Source organism: Pseudoroseomonas cervicalis, from assembly GCF_030818485.1.
GTDB classification, from domain to species: domain Bacteria; phylum Pseudomonadota; class Alphaproteobacteria; order Acetobacterales; family Acetobacteraceae; genus Pseudoroseomonas; species Pseudoroseomonas cervicalis_A.
On the sequence record NZ_JAUTAJ010000004.1, the window covers coordinates 1,567,542 to 1,584,274 of the forward strand.

Genomic DNA, 16,733 nt, shown 5'->3' on the forward strand with positions numbered 1-16,733 from the left:
TGGGGCCGCACCGGTCGCGGCGGCCGGTGCGGCACGGCGCCGCAGGCCGGGGCCGCCCCGCCCTATAGCAGCCCCTCCTCCGCCGCCTGGTGGACGGTCCGGACCACCGGGCGGAAGCCAAGGCGGCGCGCCAGCGACACATCCATCTGCAGCCGCCAGGGATTCTCCAGCGGCGCGGCGGAGGGCGGCATCGCCTGGCCGACCAGCCCCGCCAGCTCGTAGAGCGAGGTCGGCGCCTCATCGGCGATGTTGACGACGCGCCCATCCATCGCGCCGGACAGGGCCAGCCGCGTGGCGGTCGCGATGTCGCGGTGATGCACCAGGCTCATCCGCAGGGCCGGATGCAGCCCGAAGCGGGTGGCGAGCCCGGGCAGCGCCTGCAGATGCCCATCCGCCTCACCATAGACGAAGCCGAGGCGCAGCACCGACCAGGCCAGCCCGCTGTCGCGCAGCACCGCCTCGGCGGCGAGCTTGCTGGCCGGATAGGCCTGCAGCGGCGTCGCCGCATCCGCCTCGCGCGCGGGATGCGGCGTGTCCGCATCGTAGATGTTGGAGGTGCTGGCCAGGATGAAGCGCGCCCCGGGCGCCCGCGCCCTGGCCGCCGCGACGAGGTTGCGGGTGCCCTCCAGATTGCTGGCCCAGATCAGCCCGGCCTCGGCGCCGCGGAACACCGCGGCGAGGTGGATGATGGCGGAAACCCCCTGCATGGCCGCGGGCAGCGAGGCGGGGTCCAGCAGATCGGCCTCGACCCGCGTCGTGCCGGCCGGCGCCGGCCGCCCGGCGCGCAGCAGCAGGCGGCAGGCCAGGCCGGCGCCGGTCAGGCGCGGCACCAGGCGCGCGCCGACCAGGCCGCTGGCGCCGGTCACCAGGACGGTCATGCGCCGCCGCCCTGGCGCAGCGCCGCTTCCAGCCGTTCGGTCGCGCTGCGCAGCACATGGATGGCGGTGGCGATCTCCGCCTCCTCCAGCCCGTCGAAGGCGATGCTGCGGATGACGGTGAGATCGGGGAGACGCTGCCACAGCTGCGCCCCGGCCTGGGTGAGGCAGAGGCGCTTCTGCCGCTGGTCCTCCCGGTCGGGCTCCTGCGCGACCAGGCCCTTGCGCAGCAGGGCGGCGACGATGCCGCTCAGCGTCGCGCGCTCGACCTGCAGCAGGCGCACCAGCTCGCGCTGCGGCGTCGGGCCGGCCTGCGCCAGATGGTGCAGCACATACCATTGCGCCGAGCCGAGCTCGTAGGGCCGCAGCGTGGCATCCATCAGCGCGCGGCCGGCGAAATAGCATTGCTTGGCCCAGGCGCCGAGCTGGTCGCGGCCGGAGCCGCTCGGGGGGTCGCTCATCAGATCGCCTCGTTTGTTAGGTTCCTGGCAATTAAGTATGGAACCTAACATTCTTCAAGCCCGCCATGCGCATGGCCGGCGAAAGGCCGGAAGCAGTTGCCCGAGGCTGATGGATCTCCGTCGCGCCGCCTATGCCTAGGGGGCGCGGGGCGCGCCCCTCCCGCAGCGGCGCGAGCGGCAATGATGCGGAGCTGGCCGCCGCGCTGGGGGGCGGTTAGGAGCGGACGAAGCGGCTCCAGCGTCGGAGGGGGGCTGACCGGGCGAAGCCCAGGCCAGCGGCGCCGTGAGCGCGGGACCCGCCGCGCAAGGCGGCCAGCCGGCGCTTCGCCGAGGCCGGCTGCAGCACGCCCCGCTGGGCCACCGGAGCCTGTCCGCGGCCGAGCGCCCTGCCCGCGACAAACCAGCAAAAGCTGGCGCGGATCGCCCCCGCGCGCATGCCGCGGCACCAGAGGGACAGGGCGGATGGCTGGCCGAAACACGGGGTCGCCCATTCAGGCCGCCAGATGCCTGATCAGTCGGGAGATTTTGGAAAGATGGCGTCCCCAACGGGCTCAATATTGCCAGGCGAAATCAGCACGTTACTTGGTCAAACCCTCAAAAACCCCCTGCCATAAATCAAGGACTTAGACGGGTTTTGTCAAACTCCCCCGGCTCGTTCGACGCGACGCTCGGGGGCAGGCTGATCATCGCGTTTGTTCTTTTTTTGTTCGCACGCTAGGCGTGGGGCTGACCGCAGAGGAGCCCCCACCATGCGCGCCAATCGTCGCCCTGCATCCCCTTCCCCTGGCGACGCCGCCCTCCGGCGAATGGCCGATTTGGTCGGCAGGCAAGCCACACCCCAGCGGCTCCGTGTGGCCGTGGAAGACCTCGTCTCCGAATGGCGTGCCGAGACATCGCTCGCTGATCGCGCGAGCATCCGGGAGCGCCTCGAGGACATGGCCCAGCAGCTCGCCGAGGGGATCGCGGAGGCGCGGCAGGCATTGGACGAGACGAGCCTCAGCCAAGCCACATTGCGCCGCCACGGGGAGGCATCCCTGGCGGCCTTGAGCGCCGCCCATGACGCGCTCCATGCAGCGCAGGCCACCCTATGACGGCCCTCCCAGAAGAGGGCACCTTTGCCTCGGACGCGGCGTCAGGGATCTACTACGTGGTCCGGTGCCGGTCCTGCCGCAGGCAGTCCCCCGTATCCGCGCTTTCCGTCGTCCGAGCCGGCCACGGAGACAGGCGGGTTGTCGGGAGCCAGTCCCGCTGGCGCTGCAAGGCCTGCGGGAAGCGGGGCGTAGACCTAACTGTCTCGGGCCAGTGGACCGGGCCGTGGGATGGCCGACCGGCTGACTGGGCCGAGACCGTGGAGGAGCGCATGCTGGGCCGCGATAGGCCCCTCTCCCTGGCCTCGGAGGTTGGCGATGGCCCACAACCTCAGTGAGATTCGTCGGCGCGCGAGGCTGATGGAGGAGCCGCTGGAGATGTGGCGGCACTGCCTGGTCTACATGCGGTGTGCGGCAAAGCACCCGGCGTGCCGCATGTGGGTGTCCGACCTGTTGGACCGGCCGGATCCGCTCCGCAAGGTTGGGGATCTACTGACCCGCCTGACCTGCAAGGAGTGCAATCAGCCGCCCCATGCGGTCGGCTTTCGCGCCGGCCCTGACAGCCCCCATTGGCAGGAGGTCATCATGCCTGACGATTGGGGACGCGGCTACCACGAGCCGTCGACTGTCCGCGTGGAGTGGTGGCGAGACATGAAGCTTTAATCGCGCGGCGGGGCTAGACCCGCGGCGGCATCCGCGCCTGGTCCAGGCGCCTATGGATCAACGACGCCATGGAGAGCAGGTCCTCAGCGTCCTCTCGGGTCATCGGCCAGTGGACGCGCGGCGCATGGGCCGTGGGGTTCCGGAACATGCCGACAACGCCGCGGACCAAGTTCGCGAAACCCCGCTGCTCGCTCCTTTCGTCCTCGGTCTGGAGGCTGTTGATGGCCAGCATGGGCGGGGCACCTCCGAGGGCGCGGTCCACTAGTAAGGACCCGTCGTCGGTGAGCCCGGTCCGTGACCGCATCTTGTCGGCGACGGACTTCACCGCCTCCAGGACCGCATGGAAATGGTCGTCGACCAACAGCTCGGCGCGGGCAGAACGCTAGGACGTCGGGATGGACGCCGCGTCGCACCAGATCCTCACGCAGCTCGCGGGCGCGCCGCTCGGCCTCGGGGATTGTTGTGGCGGCCTCGGCTGTCCAAAGTTCTCCTTTGGCGTCCACTTCCAACCCTGCGAACGCCAAGGCCCTGTTGACCTTGACGCGAAGCGGCTCAAAGCGGCCCGGCGCCTTGAGGTAGCGCTCCGGCTTCATGGCTTGCCTTAGGAGCTTCAGGACCGCTCCGCGATCCTGGCGGTTGTTCTGGCTCGCGACGAGACCGTTAAGGATGCGGTGGCGCTTCGTCATGGAAGGGGTCGGGTCGGGAATCGTCGCCACCCGCAGCAGGTGGCCGATCTCCGTGCCGGTGAGGCCGTCCTCGGTGTCACCGAGCGCCGCGGCGATAGCCTCAAGCTGGCTCTGGGTAAAGGTTGCCACGGCTACAGGAACGGATTGGCCGTGCGGCTCATGCGCTCGTGCTCCGCCATCAGATACGTGACGTAGCTGCGGATGAGGTTGCAGTAGAGCTGGGCATCACTTTTTGGCAGTTCGACGACGTGCTTGATGTCGGCGCCGTGACGCACGCCTCCACCGGTAGGGGATGACAAGAAGCCGTAGAGCTTGCTGATCCAGTCTATGACCTGCTCCAGCATCTGGCCTTTGTGGTGCCGCTTCAGTTCCCTTGCGATGGTGATGAAGTACTTCTCCTGCACCGTCTTCCCGGTGCCCGTCTCCATCCCACGGAAGGCCGTGGAGACGGTCTCCAGCAGCCACAGGATCTCCGACACAGCCTGCCGATGGCGCCCCTCCAGCAGCAAGCGCTCCGACTCCCGGAGCGCATTCTGGATGATTTCTTGGGCTTGCTCGTCGAGGGATGGTTGCCGCACCGGCACGGCAACGGGAGTCATCGTGCCGGAGAATACTAGGTCGGGCGGCCGGATCTCGTAGCCGGTCGCATTCTCACCGAGCACACGGTTGATCAGGGCGAGGTTCGGCACGCCCAAGTTGGGGTTTTCCGCCTGCAGGCTCTGGGAGGCGGTCCAGAACGCCACGATGAAAAGGGGTGCGTTCACGGCGGCGCTGCGCATGGCATCGCTGAGGTCGGATTCCGCCCAGCTTGTATTGGAACTGTACGCATAGGGAATTCCCGCTGCGCCAGCAAAGTGGGACTTGAAGTGCTCCAGGATCTCCTGCCGGCTGCCCTGGAAGGCGATCCGGGAGATGAACTCGGAGAAGCTGCTGATAACACCCTGGGGAATCGGCTCTCCGGGAGCCTCAAAACGCCAGCTGGATGGGAAGTTCAGCATACCTGCCCCACACGTACGAGGCCGCCATTCGGCCGTCACAGTTTCCCATGATACAGCATCCGCAACGCGGCACCTATCGGGCCGTGCGGCCTCCGTCACCTGGAATAAAGTAACAGCGTTAGCTCTTCTACTCCTTCGCCAACGTTACCGAGTAACCAAGCGCCACCACGCCTATAGGCACAACAGCCGCACGAAGGTCAGCTGCGTGCCAGCCGCAGAAACAACGGTGGGCTGCCTCTTTGCCCAAATGCTGGGGTGGCTTTGCCAGTCGCCAACACCGCCCTACCATCGCGCGATCTCATCTCACTCGGGGTAAATATGGCAGACAGCATCGCAACGGTTGTGAACTGGTACGGGCCTTACACTGGCTCCAGTGAGGCCGAGGTGCTGGCCACGGCAAAGGGCGCCGCGAAGGAGGGATGGTCGAAAGGGCTTTACGCGGCTATCGGCTCTGGGGAGACCCTTCAGCGCGGCGCAAGGCGCCTGCTCTATATGGGCGTGGGAAACCCGCTGCACTCGCGGCTCATCCCGCAGCACCACCAGCTGAGCAAACTTTCCCTCCGGCAGATCTGGCTCGGCGAGATCGGCGTCCCGGGAATTCCGGGCAAGCGGCCGAAAAAGATCGACACCCATCTCGATATGGTCGAGTGGGCATCTGCCTTTTTCCTCGAGCTACCATTCAACAAAAAGAAGCGCCAGAATCCGCCCGATACCTCTTGCGTGGTCGTCAACCGGTGGTGGGAGACCGATTTCGAGACCTCGTCGGCCAAGCCGCTGAGGTCATGGCCGGACATCATCGAGTATGACTTCGACAAGGAGCTCGGGAACCTGGTTTGGTTCGCTCCCACGCGCCGCATCAAGCCTATCCCTGTGCACAAGGTCCGGCGCCCGAGAGCAACCATGTAGGCAGTCGACGACTACTGACCCCGCATCTCTCTTCGCCACACCCAAGGCGGCACCCGCTCGGCCTCTGGCAGCCGCCACAGCCCTCGTCTTCCCTGCCGGGCCTCGGCCTCCAGCACCAGGAGATCAGGGTCGCGGCCGTAGCGCCGATAGACCCAGGCCATGGCCCTGCCGCGCCAGCTCGACGATGACATCTAGCGAGCCGATCCAGACCCGTCCCGCCTCCTACCGTAGCGATCGATGTCCGCCACATCGACGCGAGCGTCGCGCCTGAAGACCATGGCCGCCAGCGCCTGGCGAGCGTGAGAACCCCAGGGCTGGCACGCACGCCTAGGGAGCGTCGATGTCGGCTACGCGGATGCGTTCCTAAATCTCTTCAGCCGCCGAAAAAACAGGAGTAAGCAGGATCATGGCAATCAATTGCCAGGCTTTGAAGTACGCCATCCCGCTTCTCTATCTTTGTCCTACAGGAGATTATATGCCAGGAGATCCATTTACCGCCGAAGAAGACATAGCTTTTTACACGCTGTTCAGAAAAGAACTTGATAAAATCAATTACACGAGAAGTGCCGCCGCATATAATTGGCACGATAATCCTGACAAAACCATCGAATTCACAAATAAATTGATGGTCCGCTTTTTTATGTATATGGAACTAATAGAAACTATGTCTTCCGACATTTCAAATGTAATCAATGAACTCGCTACCTGCATAAGGCACCTAAAAGCTTGGAATTTAGTCATCCGAAATTTAAACCAAAGAGATCTTCATCATATAGTAGTTGAATTTATTGATCATGAAGCGAAATACGCTTTAACGCTTCCTTATTCGATAAAAGCAAAATTTATATTCGCCACTTCTTTATTATCTCATCAGGCCAACGCCGCAAAAATTCCAGGCTGGGTAGATAAACTGGAACCTGACGAGAAGATCGTACAGGAGGTTATGGACCGCGTAGCGAAACCGTGGAAAGGATATAAGAAATTCAAATTACGCTTAGAACTTATTGGTAATAATGAATATAGGCAGAAGACAAATGACTTCAGAAATTCTTTAGTTCACAGATTTCAACAAGATATATGCATTGGATTCACAACAATATTAGAAAGAGACGAAAAAAGCGATCCTCCCTCTTATTCAATAAAACAACTCCCTCCACTCGAGTTAAGCGATATAGTAATAATTCTGGAAGAAGAGCACGAAAAAACCCACAATGCACTAGAACTTTTCAAGATTTTGGTTAACGAACAAATATCAAATTTCAAGTTACACCAAAAATAATTCACTATTAACCCAATTTATAAAATCTCTGGGGTTTTTTAGCATGCTGCGCGGCCGGCGTTGACCTGCAGAACTTCCAGATGGCCAACTACCGCTAGCAGCCTCTGCCCAAGATTAATACCCGGGTAACTTCTCGAAATCGCATTGGCGGGGAATAGGCCCTTTGGGTCAGCTTCTTAGGATGCCTAAACCCGCATAAGAGGTGTCGGGCCCGACGGACCTTAGCGGTTCTGCCTCCGCCATTCCCATGGCGGCACTCGCTCAATCTCCGGCAGCCGCCACAGCCCCCGCCTTCCCTTCCGCGCCTCGACCTCCAGCGCTAGGAGGGCAGGGTCGCGGCTGTAGCGCCGGTAGACCCAGGCGTGGCCCTGCCGCACCAGCTCGGCGCTGACATCCAGCGGGCCAATCCACACTCGCCCCACCGTCCGGCCGTAGCGATCTAGATCCACCACATCGACGCGGGCGTCGCGCCTGAAGGCCATAGCAGCCAGCGCCTGCCGGGCGCGGGTGCCCCAGGGCTGTCGTGCCTCAGGCGCGTCGATCTCGGCTAGGCGGATGCGCACCCGCTCTTGGGCCGGCGTCAGCAGCGTGAGGGTGTCGCCATCATGGACGCCGACCACTTGGCCACGCAGCTCGGCAGCAGAACCAACGCCAATGACCATGGCAAAAGAAAGAAGATATGTAAGACTTACAGCCAAGGCCATACAGCCAATAGACCGCCCAAATCTAAGAAAAAATTTATGGCCGCAAACATTTCTTGCGCTGCTTCCCCACAGTTGCCTAGATGGATCTCGTTTCAAGACAGGGAGAAGTTTTGTGGCCAAGCGATCCAAGGCAAAGTCCCCCTTAAATGATCTTTCTTTTGAAATTTTAGAATTGCTGAGGAAGGAATTTACATCAAGCGACAGAAATACCTCCGATTTACTCAACGGATATGTTGGCCCAAAATTAGACAACTTGGCTGAAGAATTTATAAAAAATAGATCATTTTCTCGAGTTGACTATGATCTTGCCATAAAAAGTCTAGAAGATCATGACTTTGTAGACACAGGACCCAAAGTTTTCTATGAAAACGATCCGGATTCAAGCGCATTTATATTGGCTATGTATAGTAAAAGAGAGTATATTTATTTAAAGGAAGACGGCTATAGGGTATCCTCTGAGAGGAAGGCGAACGCGTTGCATCAAGAGTCCCATCAAAGTGTTACTATAAATAATAGTAGTTTCTATCAATCGCCTGTAGGGGTTGGTAGAGAAGTAAAACAGCAACTTCATTTCGATATAAAAAATAAATCTGACATTATTAATTATTTGTCTGAAATACTTATTCAAGAAAATATTGTAATTACTGAAGAAGTTCAAAATGACCTGAATGCGATGGTAGAGAAGGCAAAAGCTGGCGACATGGCTGGCGCTAAGCCGCTATATCGGAAGTTATTTGAGAAAATTAGCGGCCCCGGCAAAGAACTCGCCATGGGAGTTCTTACTGAAATAGTTAAGAGCTCGCTAGGCTTTTGATCGCTGCCAGTGTCCCAGCAAAGCAGACGGCCCAGTCGGCCATAGCCCTCTAACTGCGGGGCGGGGCTTAGCGGCCTCGCCGTTCTATTTGCCATATCCCAGCCGGCACCTACAGAGCCCCCGGTAGCCGTCACGGTCTTCCCGTTCCTTGCCAAGCCTCGACCTCCAGCTTCACGCCGCACCAAGCTGGCCTACTGAAGCCGGCGCCAAAGGCTTAAGCGAGCGGATACTCCCGCACCGCCGCTGCCCAGGAGGTGCCCCAGCGCTCCCGGTGCGGCTTGCCCGGGCGCCACAGCCGGTCGGCATAGCAGGCCCGGGCTCCCGCCTCCGTCTCGGGGATGGCCTGGGGATCGGACAGCAGCAGCAGCCGCGCCAGGCCATAGGCCAGCAGGTCGTGGCCCTCGATCGCGCGCCAGATGGCGGCCGCCTCCGGCCGCACGCTGGCCGCCTGGCAGAGCGCCACGCCGCGGCTGCGGATGCCCTGGGAGACGGCCGAGGCGGTCACCACCCGGATCATCCCGCCCGTCTGCTCACCCTGCCACCAGCTCCGCGCCGGTCCGGGCGCGCCGCTGGCCAGCACCTGATAGCGGTGCACCAGGTCGCTCTCCTGGATGGCGATGGCCAGCAGCATGCGGCGCGCCGCGATGCTGCTGCTCAGGCCGGCCACCTGCTCCGCCCAGGCCGCGCCAGGGGTGATGACGCGCTGGACGAATTCCTGGGGGGTCATCCGAGATACTCCGCGAGGGGGGATGGCGCGGCCGGGGTGTCCCCAACCGCGTGCACAGGGATGCCGGGCGGAATCGGGCCCGGCCGCGCGGCCTGCGCCGGCGGCGGTGCGAGCGGCTCCGCGAGGGCCTCCCGCCGCCCGGCCAGCAGGGCCAGGAGATGGACTAGCCAAGTCATCGTTTGGCGCCCTCCCCCGGCCGCAGCGCCTGGGTGACGGCCGCCTTGGCCATGGCCTGCAGCGTCTCCGGCGACGGCTGGAGCTTGGCGAGGGTGTCCGGCAGGTTGGCGCGGGCGTACTCGGCCGCCCGCCGCGCCGCCTCGGCCGCGGTGATGCGGCTACCAGCGAGGTCGGGCAACGAGGCCAGCGCGGAGCGCATCAGCGCGCCCAGCAGCAGCTCCATGTCCCGGGCATGCGTGGCGCTCGCCAGCCACTGGCGCAGCGGCCCGGGCAGCAGGGTGACGAGGTATGCGCCGAACGCGAGCAGCGCCGGCAGTACCAAGTGCTCGAGGAGCACCGGCAACAGCGGGGTGATCCAGTCCACGACTGGCCTCCGATTCGATTGTGGGATGTGCCCGGCAGCCGGCCGGGCGCGGGCTTAATCCAGCGGCAGCCGCAGGACGGGGCGCCAGATCAGGCCGGTGTCGCTGCCAGGCAGCGGCAGCGTGTCGGCGATCGGCGGCGAATCGGATTGGCCGCGCGGCTGGAGGGCCATGCGGGCAATCAGGTCGCGCAGCTGCTGGATGCTCTGGCGCGTCGCCTCGAAGCGCCTATCCGTGTCTTCGCGCTGGCGGTCGCTGTCGCGCTGCAGAACAGCCGTCTGGGTGCGTAGCTCGACGATCAGGCCCCTCATCTCCGCCGCCTGCCCCACAAACTGCTGCGTCATCTGCCGCTGATCCGCCAGCTGGGCGCTGAGCTGGAGCAGCGTCTGAGATTGGCGCTCCTGCAGCTGCACAGCCTGCGCGTTGGCGGCGGCGTTGGCGGAGTAGATCTGCCAGCCGAAGATGATCGTGGGCAGCGCCAGGCTGATGGTCGCGAGGAGCTGGGCCACCGTCATGGCGGGCCGCTGCGCAAACTCCTTCAGGCCGCCACCTTGGGTGTCAGGCATGAGACCTCCCGGACAGAGTCATGAAAAATTGCCGACGGGCGGTCACGGAACGATCACGCCGACCTGCCGTCCCACCCACCGCATGGCGTTGTGCAGGTCGCCGTCCCAGGCGGGGCTGGCGGGGCCGGCGATGGCCAGAACAGCGCCCAGGGGGCCGACATTGTTAGATGCCGGCGCCCCGGTGGTGCTGCCAACTGCGGCGCCGAGGAGAAAATCATTCGGCGCGAAAGGCGAGGTGCTGGCGATGGTACCCGTGGCCAGGGGGGCGGTCAGGTCGTCCTGGTAAATCTCCAGCATGGCGCCGACTTTGCGGATGGCGATGACGTGCCACTGCCCATCCTCTGTGCCGCCCGACACGATGGTATTGGACCCGCCCTGCCCCTGCGTGACCACCTGATTAGACTGGCCAGCGCCGGCGTTGTGGCGGAGAAGGATGCGCGGCGGCGTTCCGGAGACCGTTTGCCACCAGCCCGCGATGTTGCGCGGCCCGCCATTGGAGGCGTTGACCGCGACCACCAGGGCGAGGCTGGTGGCGTTGATGGCGCCGGTCGCGGTGGCCAGAAGCTCCGGCGCGTTGGCCCCCGCCCGGAGGTACGCGGGCTCCCCGAACTGGAGCGCGGGGTCAACGCCGTCCAAGCCACTCGTCTGGAGCGGGAGAGGTCCCTCGGCCGAGGTCTGCGCCACCAGCTTACGGCCGGCGGTGTAATAGTCGCGCCACTCAATCACCCGCCCGGTGGCGCCATCGGTCACCAGCGCCCCGGGCTGTCGGGCCGACAGCGTCAGCACGCGGGCCGCGCCCAAATCGGTTGGACGCCACAGCAGGGGCGCAACGCTCGGCCGCTGCAGCACGGTGCCGGGGGCGGCGTTGGCCATTACGCTGCCGGGGGCGTGGCGGCTGGCCAATTCCTCCCGTCTCCAGCGGGTGCCGGTGCTCGTGCTGTCCACACTGACAAGCATCGAGGAAGCCGGATCGCCTTGTTGGAGAACAGGCCCGTCGAGAACCGTGTCGGTGGAGGCCGAAATGAGGACCAGTGGCTTGTTGCCACCAGCGTGCCGCAGCGTCATGCCCGGGCCGACATATGTGCGGGTGCTGCCCCGGGTGATGCGCAACGCTGAGCGGTCCGGCGTAGCCGCCGTGTAGCCCATGCTGATGGTGCCAGTGCGAAGCCGGATGTCGGAGCAGCCATCCCGCAGCAGTACGCCATTGACGTAATTGTCCCCGGGCCGGCCGGCGAGGGCCAAGCCGAAGAGATCCATATCGTGGCAGTCCGAGAGGATCAGGCCGCCCTGGTTGGTCGGGTGAGTGTTGGGCTCCCCCGCCGGAGTCAGGCCCTGGCGTAGGTCATAGGCTGTCGCGCCATTCAGGGTGCAACCACGCATGTAGGCCAGCGACAGCAAACAGACACTCGACCTGGCCTGCATGTTGCGGATGGCGCATCCCAGCATGCCGGTGAATTTGTACACCGACGAGTACAAGTTGCCTTCGCTCAGGAAGTCTTGGAAGAGGCAGTTCTCGGTGAGGGTATCGAAAAAGCCGGTCGGGCCCTCATTGGTAGGGTCGTCACCCTCCTCCGGCGTCATGCCCTTCGGAAATTTGCCGGCAAAATAGACGTCGTGATTGGGGGCGTTCGACGTCTCGAAGGTCGAGGCGCCGAAGCCCCACCCGACGAAGCGGCCGGCCCGCTGGTTGCCTCCGATCATGCCGAAGTCACAGCGCTCGCCGTAGGGATATATGACCTCGTTGCGCAGCACCTGCTGAGAGGCCCTGTCGAACGAACGGACCCGCATCCCGGTGGGGAGGTCGAAGAAGCCCAAATTCAGGAGGTGGTTGTACCCGGACATGCAGAACACGGCGGCGGCTGAGGTATACGCCTGGTCGCCGAACAGCATGGGGTAGGCCGGATTGCCCTGAATGAAAGGCTTCCGGCCGTTGACCGTCGTCCCCTGGAAGATGATCCCTGACAGCGTATTGCCGCCCGCCACAAGGCGATAGGCTCGCTGCGCATAGGTGCCCAGAAGCAACGTCGACTTGCCTATCACACCAAAAATCTGGGCGGGGCGGTCGTCCAGGATGGCCTCGTCGTAGATCCGCATGGTGGCCGCGACGGGCGGCCAGTTCACCACTTTGCCGCTTCGCGCAGCATCGACATGGGCGGGCCGTGTCATCGCTGGTGCCATCCAATTTGGCCCCGAAGTCCGTTTCCAGGTCGAGATGCTGGCGCATCTTGCGCAGCATCGGCGTCGAGAGGGACGACCCCTCGGATGGCGTGTAGGTCGTGGCGGCGACAGCCTCATTGCGTCCCGCCACAGTGCCAGCCTGCGTACCCGCCGCTGCGCCGGCAGTGGCGCCTGCGCTTGCGCCCGCCCAAGCGCCTGCGTCCCGCCCCACATCGGCGCCCACCTGTCCGCTCACTTCGCGGGCCACTATTGCCGCCTCTTCGCGTGCGACAGGCCGCGCAGCAGCCGCGCCGGCGGCCGCCCCGGCTTGCGCCGGACCGTCCCAGTTGGTTCCGCTCATGGATGTCTCCGGTGGAGCTTGCCGGCGCCCTAGATGTCGTCGAGCGCGGCGCCTTCTGCGCGCAGCTGGGCACGCAGTTCGGCAACATTGATGTCGTGCACAGCGTGCTGTCGGATGCCGTCGAGTGCGAGCACCGCCGCCAATCCGGCGGCGTGGCCCAGCGCCATATGCGTCGGCTCCATGCGCGTCAGGCCGGTCGCGACATGCGTCGCGGAGACCGCCCAGGTGGCCAACATGTTGGTGCAGGCCCTGCGCGGCGGCAGCATGACGTCATAGGGAATGGGGACCATCCGGTTTTCGCCGCCCACAGCGAAAAAGAAGTCGCCCTCATTCATCGCGCGATGGCCGGAAGGCGTGCCTGGCGCAGGCATGGCGTAGCGCCGCACATGATGGCTATCGGCCTCATAGGAGGCGAGGCCGATCACCCGATCCGCATAGGTCGTCTCCTGCCACTCGGGCCGGGTGATGTCCTGCTCCGTCAAGACGAAATCACCGACCATGCGGCGAGCCTCGCGCACGTAGAGCTGCGAGGGCCAGCCGACGGGATCGCCAAATCCCGGCTGGAGGAACTGGTCGTTGGCGAGCCAGTAGGTTCGCCATTCCTCCCGCAGATCCGGCCACACCCGGCTGTCGCCGCTGCTCTGGGCGAACCAGAACAGGCCTTCGACGTGCTGCCGGTGCTGCTGCCAAATGGATTCCCGCAGATCAAAGTCGATGGCGCCGGTGGCCCGGAAACCTGCATCCGGATAAGCCCAGCTCAGGCCGAAAGGATCGGTCGAGAATGGCCCTCGCGCATTGCCGTCCAGCTTGCCGCCGGGCAGGCTCTCCAGCAGCAGGAAATGGGTCGGCACGCTCACGCGCGGGTAGTAGGCGATCCCGAGGCGCGCCATCTCCGCCAGATAGCGACCGAGCAGCTCATAGCGCGCCGGGTCGTAGCCCTCCGGCGGCGAGGTCATCAGCGGCCGCCGGCGGTCGGGATTGGTGCTCAGGCAGAGGCGGAAATTGTAGGCCTGCACTGCTTCATCCGCACTGCCGATCGGCCCTGGTGCAGGACTCATGCCCGGCAGCAGGCCGCTGGCGGCGTTTCCCGCGACACGGAAGGGCGAGAGGTTCATCACCCCTTCCGGGCCCCAGAACTGGTGCCGGCCATTGAAGTTCCGCCGCACTCCGGCAGTCGGTTCGCCATACTCGCCGACGCCCTCGCGGCCGATGCGGTAGGGGATGCCGGCCACGGCAACCTCATCCCCCTCATAGCCCGACGCCAGCAGGATCCGGCAGGCGAAGGTCCGGCCCTCGCGGGTCTTGATCCGGCGGATCGCAGTCCCTTCGCGCACGCAGCTGACGATGCCGCGCGTCCACACCACGGGGATATCGTGCTCGGCCAGCTTCGCCTCGAAAGCGGCTTGCGCCACGCTGGGCTCGAAGCGGTAGGTGTAGGGCCCGCCGCCGGGGAAGTAGTGCGCATTGATCGCGTCGAAGATCTCGCGCCCGATTCCCCCAATCGCCGCCTCATTGCGCAGATCGGTCGCGCCGAGGCCGCCCGACATCATCCCGCCGACGCGATCCTCTCGCCAGCCGCCGACGATGATGACGCTCCGCCCATGCCGCGCCACCTCGATTGCCGCCGCGCAGGCGCCCGGACTGGCGCTATAAACGATGACGTCCGCATAGGCGTCCGCCAGCTGGCCGCCGCCCAGCGTCTGGGAGGCGGCCAGCCCGTGCAGGGCTGGCCACATCAGGGGATTCCGTAATGGCTGGCGAGCGCCAGGCGGTTCTCGGCCAGGAGTTCAGGGCTCGGCCGGGAGCGCCAGGGCACGCAGTCGGCAAGCATGACGCCCGCCGCGTTGGAGGATGAGCCGAGGGTGCCCCATTTGCTGGGCAGATCCTCGGTCCGGCCGGGCCCGCTGGCCCAGAGCTGCGCCTGGACCTCGGACACGGTGTTGACCTGCAGCGTGGTCTCGCCGGCCTGCCAGTCCACGCCGACGTAGACGTAGATCGGCGTGGCCGGGAAGATGCGCACGGACGAGTCGTGCCGCACGCCCGCGTCGGTATCGAGCCGCCGGGTGACCAGGCGCAGCGCCGGCCGGCCCGTCTGGGTGCTCAGCGCCAGGTTGAACCGGGCCTGACGGTCCTGGCTGCGGCTTAGGTTGATGATGTCGCTGGCGCCGCCGACGGACGGGAAGAGCAGCACCATCTCGAGGCCCAGATATTCGGCATCCTGGGTCAGGGAGAGCACGCCGGCATTGCCGTTCAGCCGTGCTTGTTCCGCGAAGAGGATGGCGTCGCGGCTCCCGATGCCGGCGGCACCCTGCAGCAGCGCCGGCCGCGGGTAGATGTCCTGATCGATGTCGGCCGACCAGGCCAGGCCGCGCGGTCCGACGTCGCGCAGCTGCTGCACGCCGCCATCCTGCAGGGTCAGGGTAGAGGCCACCGCCGGCCTCCACCAGGCCTGCGCACCGTCGCTGATCGGGGCGTAGGTCAGCGGCGCTTTGACCACCATCACCTTCACCGGGACGGGGGGCGAGGTGCCCTCATGGTCGGTCGTGGTGATCTCGATCACCCGCTGTGGCGCGGCCTGGTAGTCCGGCGGCACCTCGACCGAGAGGAGGCCAGAGGAATCGATCCCGAAAAGCTCGGCGCCGGCGCCTGGCGCGATCCGGAAGGCGTCGACCGCCTGGCCATCCGTCACCTGCACCACCCCAATCGGGGTGCGGCTCGGCGCGCCATCCAGCACACCGAAGACCTGGCCCGGGCGCGGCGCGACGGGGGGCACATCGATGACAGTGATGAGCGCCGTGGCATAGGCGGTCCCGTTGCCGTTGGTCGCCCCGATGCTCAACGCGTAGGAGGGCAGCACCTCGAAATCGATGGGGCCGGCGGTGACCAGGTCGGCAATGCCCTCCTCCACGGTGACCAGCGCGAAGGCGCCGCCGACATTGCCGCTGGCCAGCTTCAGCTCGATCGGCCCCGCGCCGCGCGCCTCCACCCGGCCCACCACGGTGCCGGTCGGCACGTTCTCTGTGACCGGAAAGGCATAGCTGCTGAGAGCCGGCGGCAGGGTCCACAGCGGCTCGAAGGCGGCGGTGACATCGGCCGAGGCGCCGAACAGGATGTAGCTGTCCGGGCCGGCGGCGAGCAGCGTGGCACCGGCGGAGCGGGTGGCGATGCCGTTGTGGCCGGATTCGGTCGGGATGTAGACGCCGGCCATGGGATTGATGCGGACCGGCGCCACGCCGCCCATCACCAGCATGACCTGGAACCCCACTGGCAGGCCGAGCGGGACATCCACCCAGGTCGGGGCCGAGCTGGTGAAGACAAGGGTTGCCCCCGAATCCTCCACTGCGAGGAGGTAGCGGCGAGCGGTGATCACCTTGGCAGGGCGCTGGCTCACCAATTCCATCACCTTTGCCGCCCCCGCGGCCGCGCCAGCCTCGGCGGCGAGCGTGGCAGCCATCGCACGCGTCTCCTGGCGCGCAGCGCTGGCGCCAGCCGCTGCCGCTGCGGCCTGGAGGCCGCTCCACTGCGTGGCCGTCCAGCCATCGGCACCGTCGGCGATGACATCGAAGCGGCCATCCACCGTCTCGGCACTCGGCCCGCCGATCCCCAGCCACACCGCGTAGGTGCCGAACAGCTCGCCGGGTACATCGAACGCCAGTGTGCCGGGCGAGACCTCGGAGACCTCGGCAGGCTGCCCCGGCGAGGTGATATCCAGATCCGTGGGCAGCCAGTAGATGGCTGCGGCGCCGGTGGCTCCCGGGATTTTGGCCTGGGTCACCCGGTCGAGCACATCGACATAGACCCGGATGGTCGAGCCCACCTTGATCTGCTGCCGGCGATGGGTGGCATAGGGGCCAAGCCGCATGCGCAGCTCGACATCAGGCGGGATCGATCCCGACATGCCGTGGTCTC

At 65.1% G+C, this 16,733-nt stretch carries 16 protein-coding genes and 1 pseudogene; 5 read left to right on the top strand and 12 right to left on the bottom strand.

The genetic code is table 11. The features are described 5' to 3' along the window. Positions 1-62: 62 nt before the first annotated feature. Entirely contained in the window at positions 63-878 is an 816-nt protein-coding gene (locus tag QE401_RS11130; protein WP_307138269.1) for an NAD-dependent epimerase/dehydratase family protein, read from the bottom strand. Further along, entirely contained in the window at positions 875-1,336 is a 462-nt protein-coding gene (locus tag QE401_RS11135; RefSeq protein ID WP_307138270.1) for a MarR family winged helix-turn-helix transcriptional regulator, read from the bottom strand. Before QE401_RS11135 ends, QE401_RS11130 begins: the two co-directional genes overlap by 4 nt. Before the next feature lie 749 nt (positions 1,337-2,085). Here QE401_RS11135 and QE401_RS11140 point away from each other — a divergent pair. Next, positions 2,086-2,427, top strand: coding sequence for a hypothetical protein (locus QE401_RS11140; RefSeq protein ID WP_307138271.1), 342 nt, complete (start codon positions 2,086-2,088; stop codon positions 2,425-2,427). Positions 2,428-2,742: 315 nt separating this feature from the next. Continuing rightward, a complete protein-coding gene (locus QE401_RS11145; RefSeq protein WP_307138272.1) occupies positions 2,743-3,087 on the top strand; it encodes a hypothetical protein in 345 nt (114 codons plus the stop codon). A gap of 13 nt (positions 3,088-3,100) precedes the next feature. Here QE401_RS11145 and QE401_RS11150 read toward each other — a convergent pair. Then, positions 3,101-3,454 (bottom strand): annotated as a pseudogene (locus QE401_RS11150) (TIGR02391 family protein); the annotation flags it as partial. 450 nt (positions 3,455-3,904) lie between these two features. After that, positions 3,905-4,771: a hypothetical protein gene (locus QE401_RS11155; protein WP_307138273.1), complete on the bottom strand. Its 867-nt coding sequence runs from the start codon at positions 4,769-4,771 to the stop codon at positions 3,905-3,907. Positions 4,772-5,089: 318 nt separating this feature from the next. On the opposite strand from QE401_RS11155, the gene QE401_RS11160 reads away from it, so the two are divergent. Beyond that, a complete protein-coding gene (locus QE401_RS11160; protein WP_307138274.1) occupies positions 5,090-5,677 on the top strand; it encodes a hypothetical protein in 588 nt (195 codons plus the stop codon). Between the two features lie 191 nt (positions 5,678-5,868). Here the strand turns inward: QE401_RS11160 and QE401_RS22980 are convergent, their stop codons facing one another. Next, complete coding sequence (locus QE401_RS22980) at positions 5,869-5,964, bottom strand: hypothetical protein (protein ID WP_373461480.1); 96 nt, start codon at positions 5,962-5,964, stop codon at positions 5,869-5,871. A 119-nt stretch (positions 5,965-6,083) separates the two neighbouring features. Between QE401_RS22980 and QE401_RS11165 the strand changes: the two genes are divergently transcribed. After that, entirely contained in the window at positions 6,084-6,956 is an 873-nt protein-coding gene (locus QE401_RS11165; protein WP_307138275.1) for a hypothetical protein, read from the top strand. A gap of 221 nt (positions 6,957-7,177) precedes the next feature. Here QE401_RS11165 and QE401_RS11170 read toward each other — a convergent pair whose 3' ends face one another. Then, on the bottom strand, positions 7,178-7,576 hold the full coding sequence (locus QE401_RS11170) for a thermonuclease family protein (RefSeq protein ID WP_307138276.1): 399 nt from the start codon (positions 7,574-7,576) through the stop codon (positions 7,178-7,180). Positions 7,577-7,610: 34 nt separating this feature from the next. Here QE401_RS11170 and QE401_RS11175 point away from each other — a divergent pair, with 34 nt between their 5' ends. After that, positions 7,611-8,474, top strand: a complete 864-nt coding sequence (locus QE401_RS11175) for a hypothetical protein (protein ID WP_307138277.1) — start codon at positions 7,611-7,613, stop codon at positions 8,472-8,474. 214 nt (positions 8,475-8,688) lie between these two features. On the opposite strand, the gene QE401_RS11180 is transcribed toward QE401_RS11175, so the two are convergent. From QE401_RS11180 to QE401_RS11205, 6 genes are all read right to left on the bottom strand, one after another. Beyond that, positions 8,689-9,201 carry a hypothetical protein gene (locus tag QE401_RS11180; protein WP_307138278.1) on the bottom strand — a complete coding sequence of 171 codons (513 nt, stop codon included), beginning with the start codon at positions 9,199-9,201 and terminating at the stop codon, positions 8,689-8,691. Positions 9,202-9,373: 172 nt separating this feature from the next. Next, positions 9,374-9,742 carry a hypothetical protein gene (locus QE401_RS11185; RefSeq protein WP_307138279.1) on the bottom strand — a complete coding sequence of 123 codons (369 nt, stop codon included), beginning with the start codon at positions 9,740-9,742 and terminating at the stop codon, positions 9,374-9,376. 54 nt (positions 9,743-9,796) lie between these two features. Next, entirely contained in the window at positions 9,797-10,306 is a 510-nt protein-coding gene (locus tag QE401_RS11190; RefSeq protein ID WP_307138280.1) for a hypothetical protein, read from the bottom strand. Between the two features lie 42 nt (positions 10,307-10,348). Further along, the gene (locus QE401_RS11195; RefSeq protein WP_307138281.1) at positions 10,349-12,472 is read right to left on the bottom strand and encodes a LamG domain-containing protein; all 2,124 of its coding nucleotides are present in this window, start codon (positions 12,470-12,472) and stop codon (positions 10,349-10,351) included. Positions 12,473-12,853: 381 nt separating this feature from the next. Then, entirely contained in the window at positions 12,854-14,560 is a 1,707-nt protein-coding gene (locus tag QE401_RS11200; RefSeq protein WP_307138282.1) for an FAD-dependent oxidoreductase, read from the bottom strand. Then, complete coding sequence (locus QE401_RS11205; protein ID WP_307138283.1) at positions 14,560-16,722, bottom strand: cadherin repeat domain-containing protein; 2,163 nt, start codon at positions 16,720-16,722, stop codon at positions 14,560-14,562. Before QE401_RS11205 ends, QE401_RS11200 begins: the two co-directional genes overlap by 1 nt. Positions 16,723-16,733: the final 11 nt, after the last annotated feature.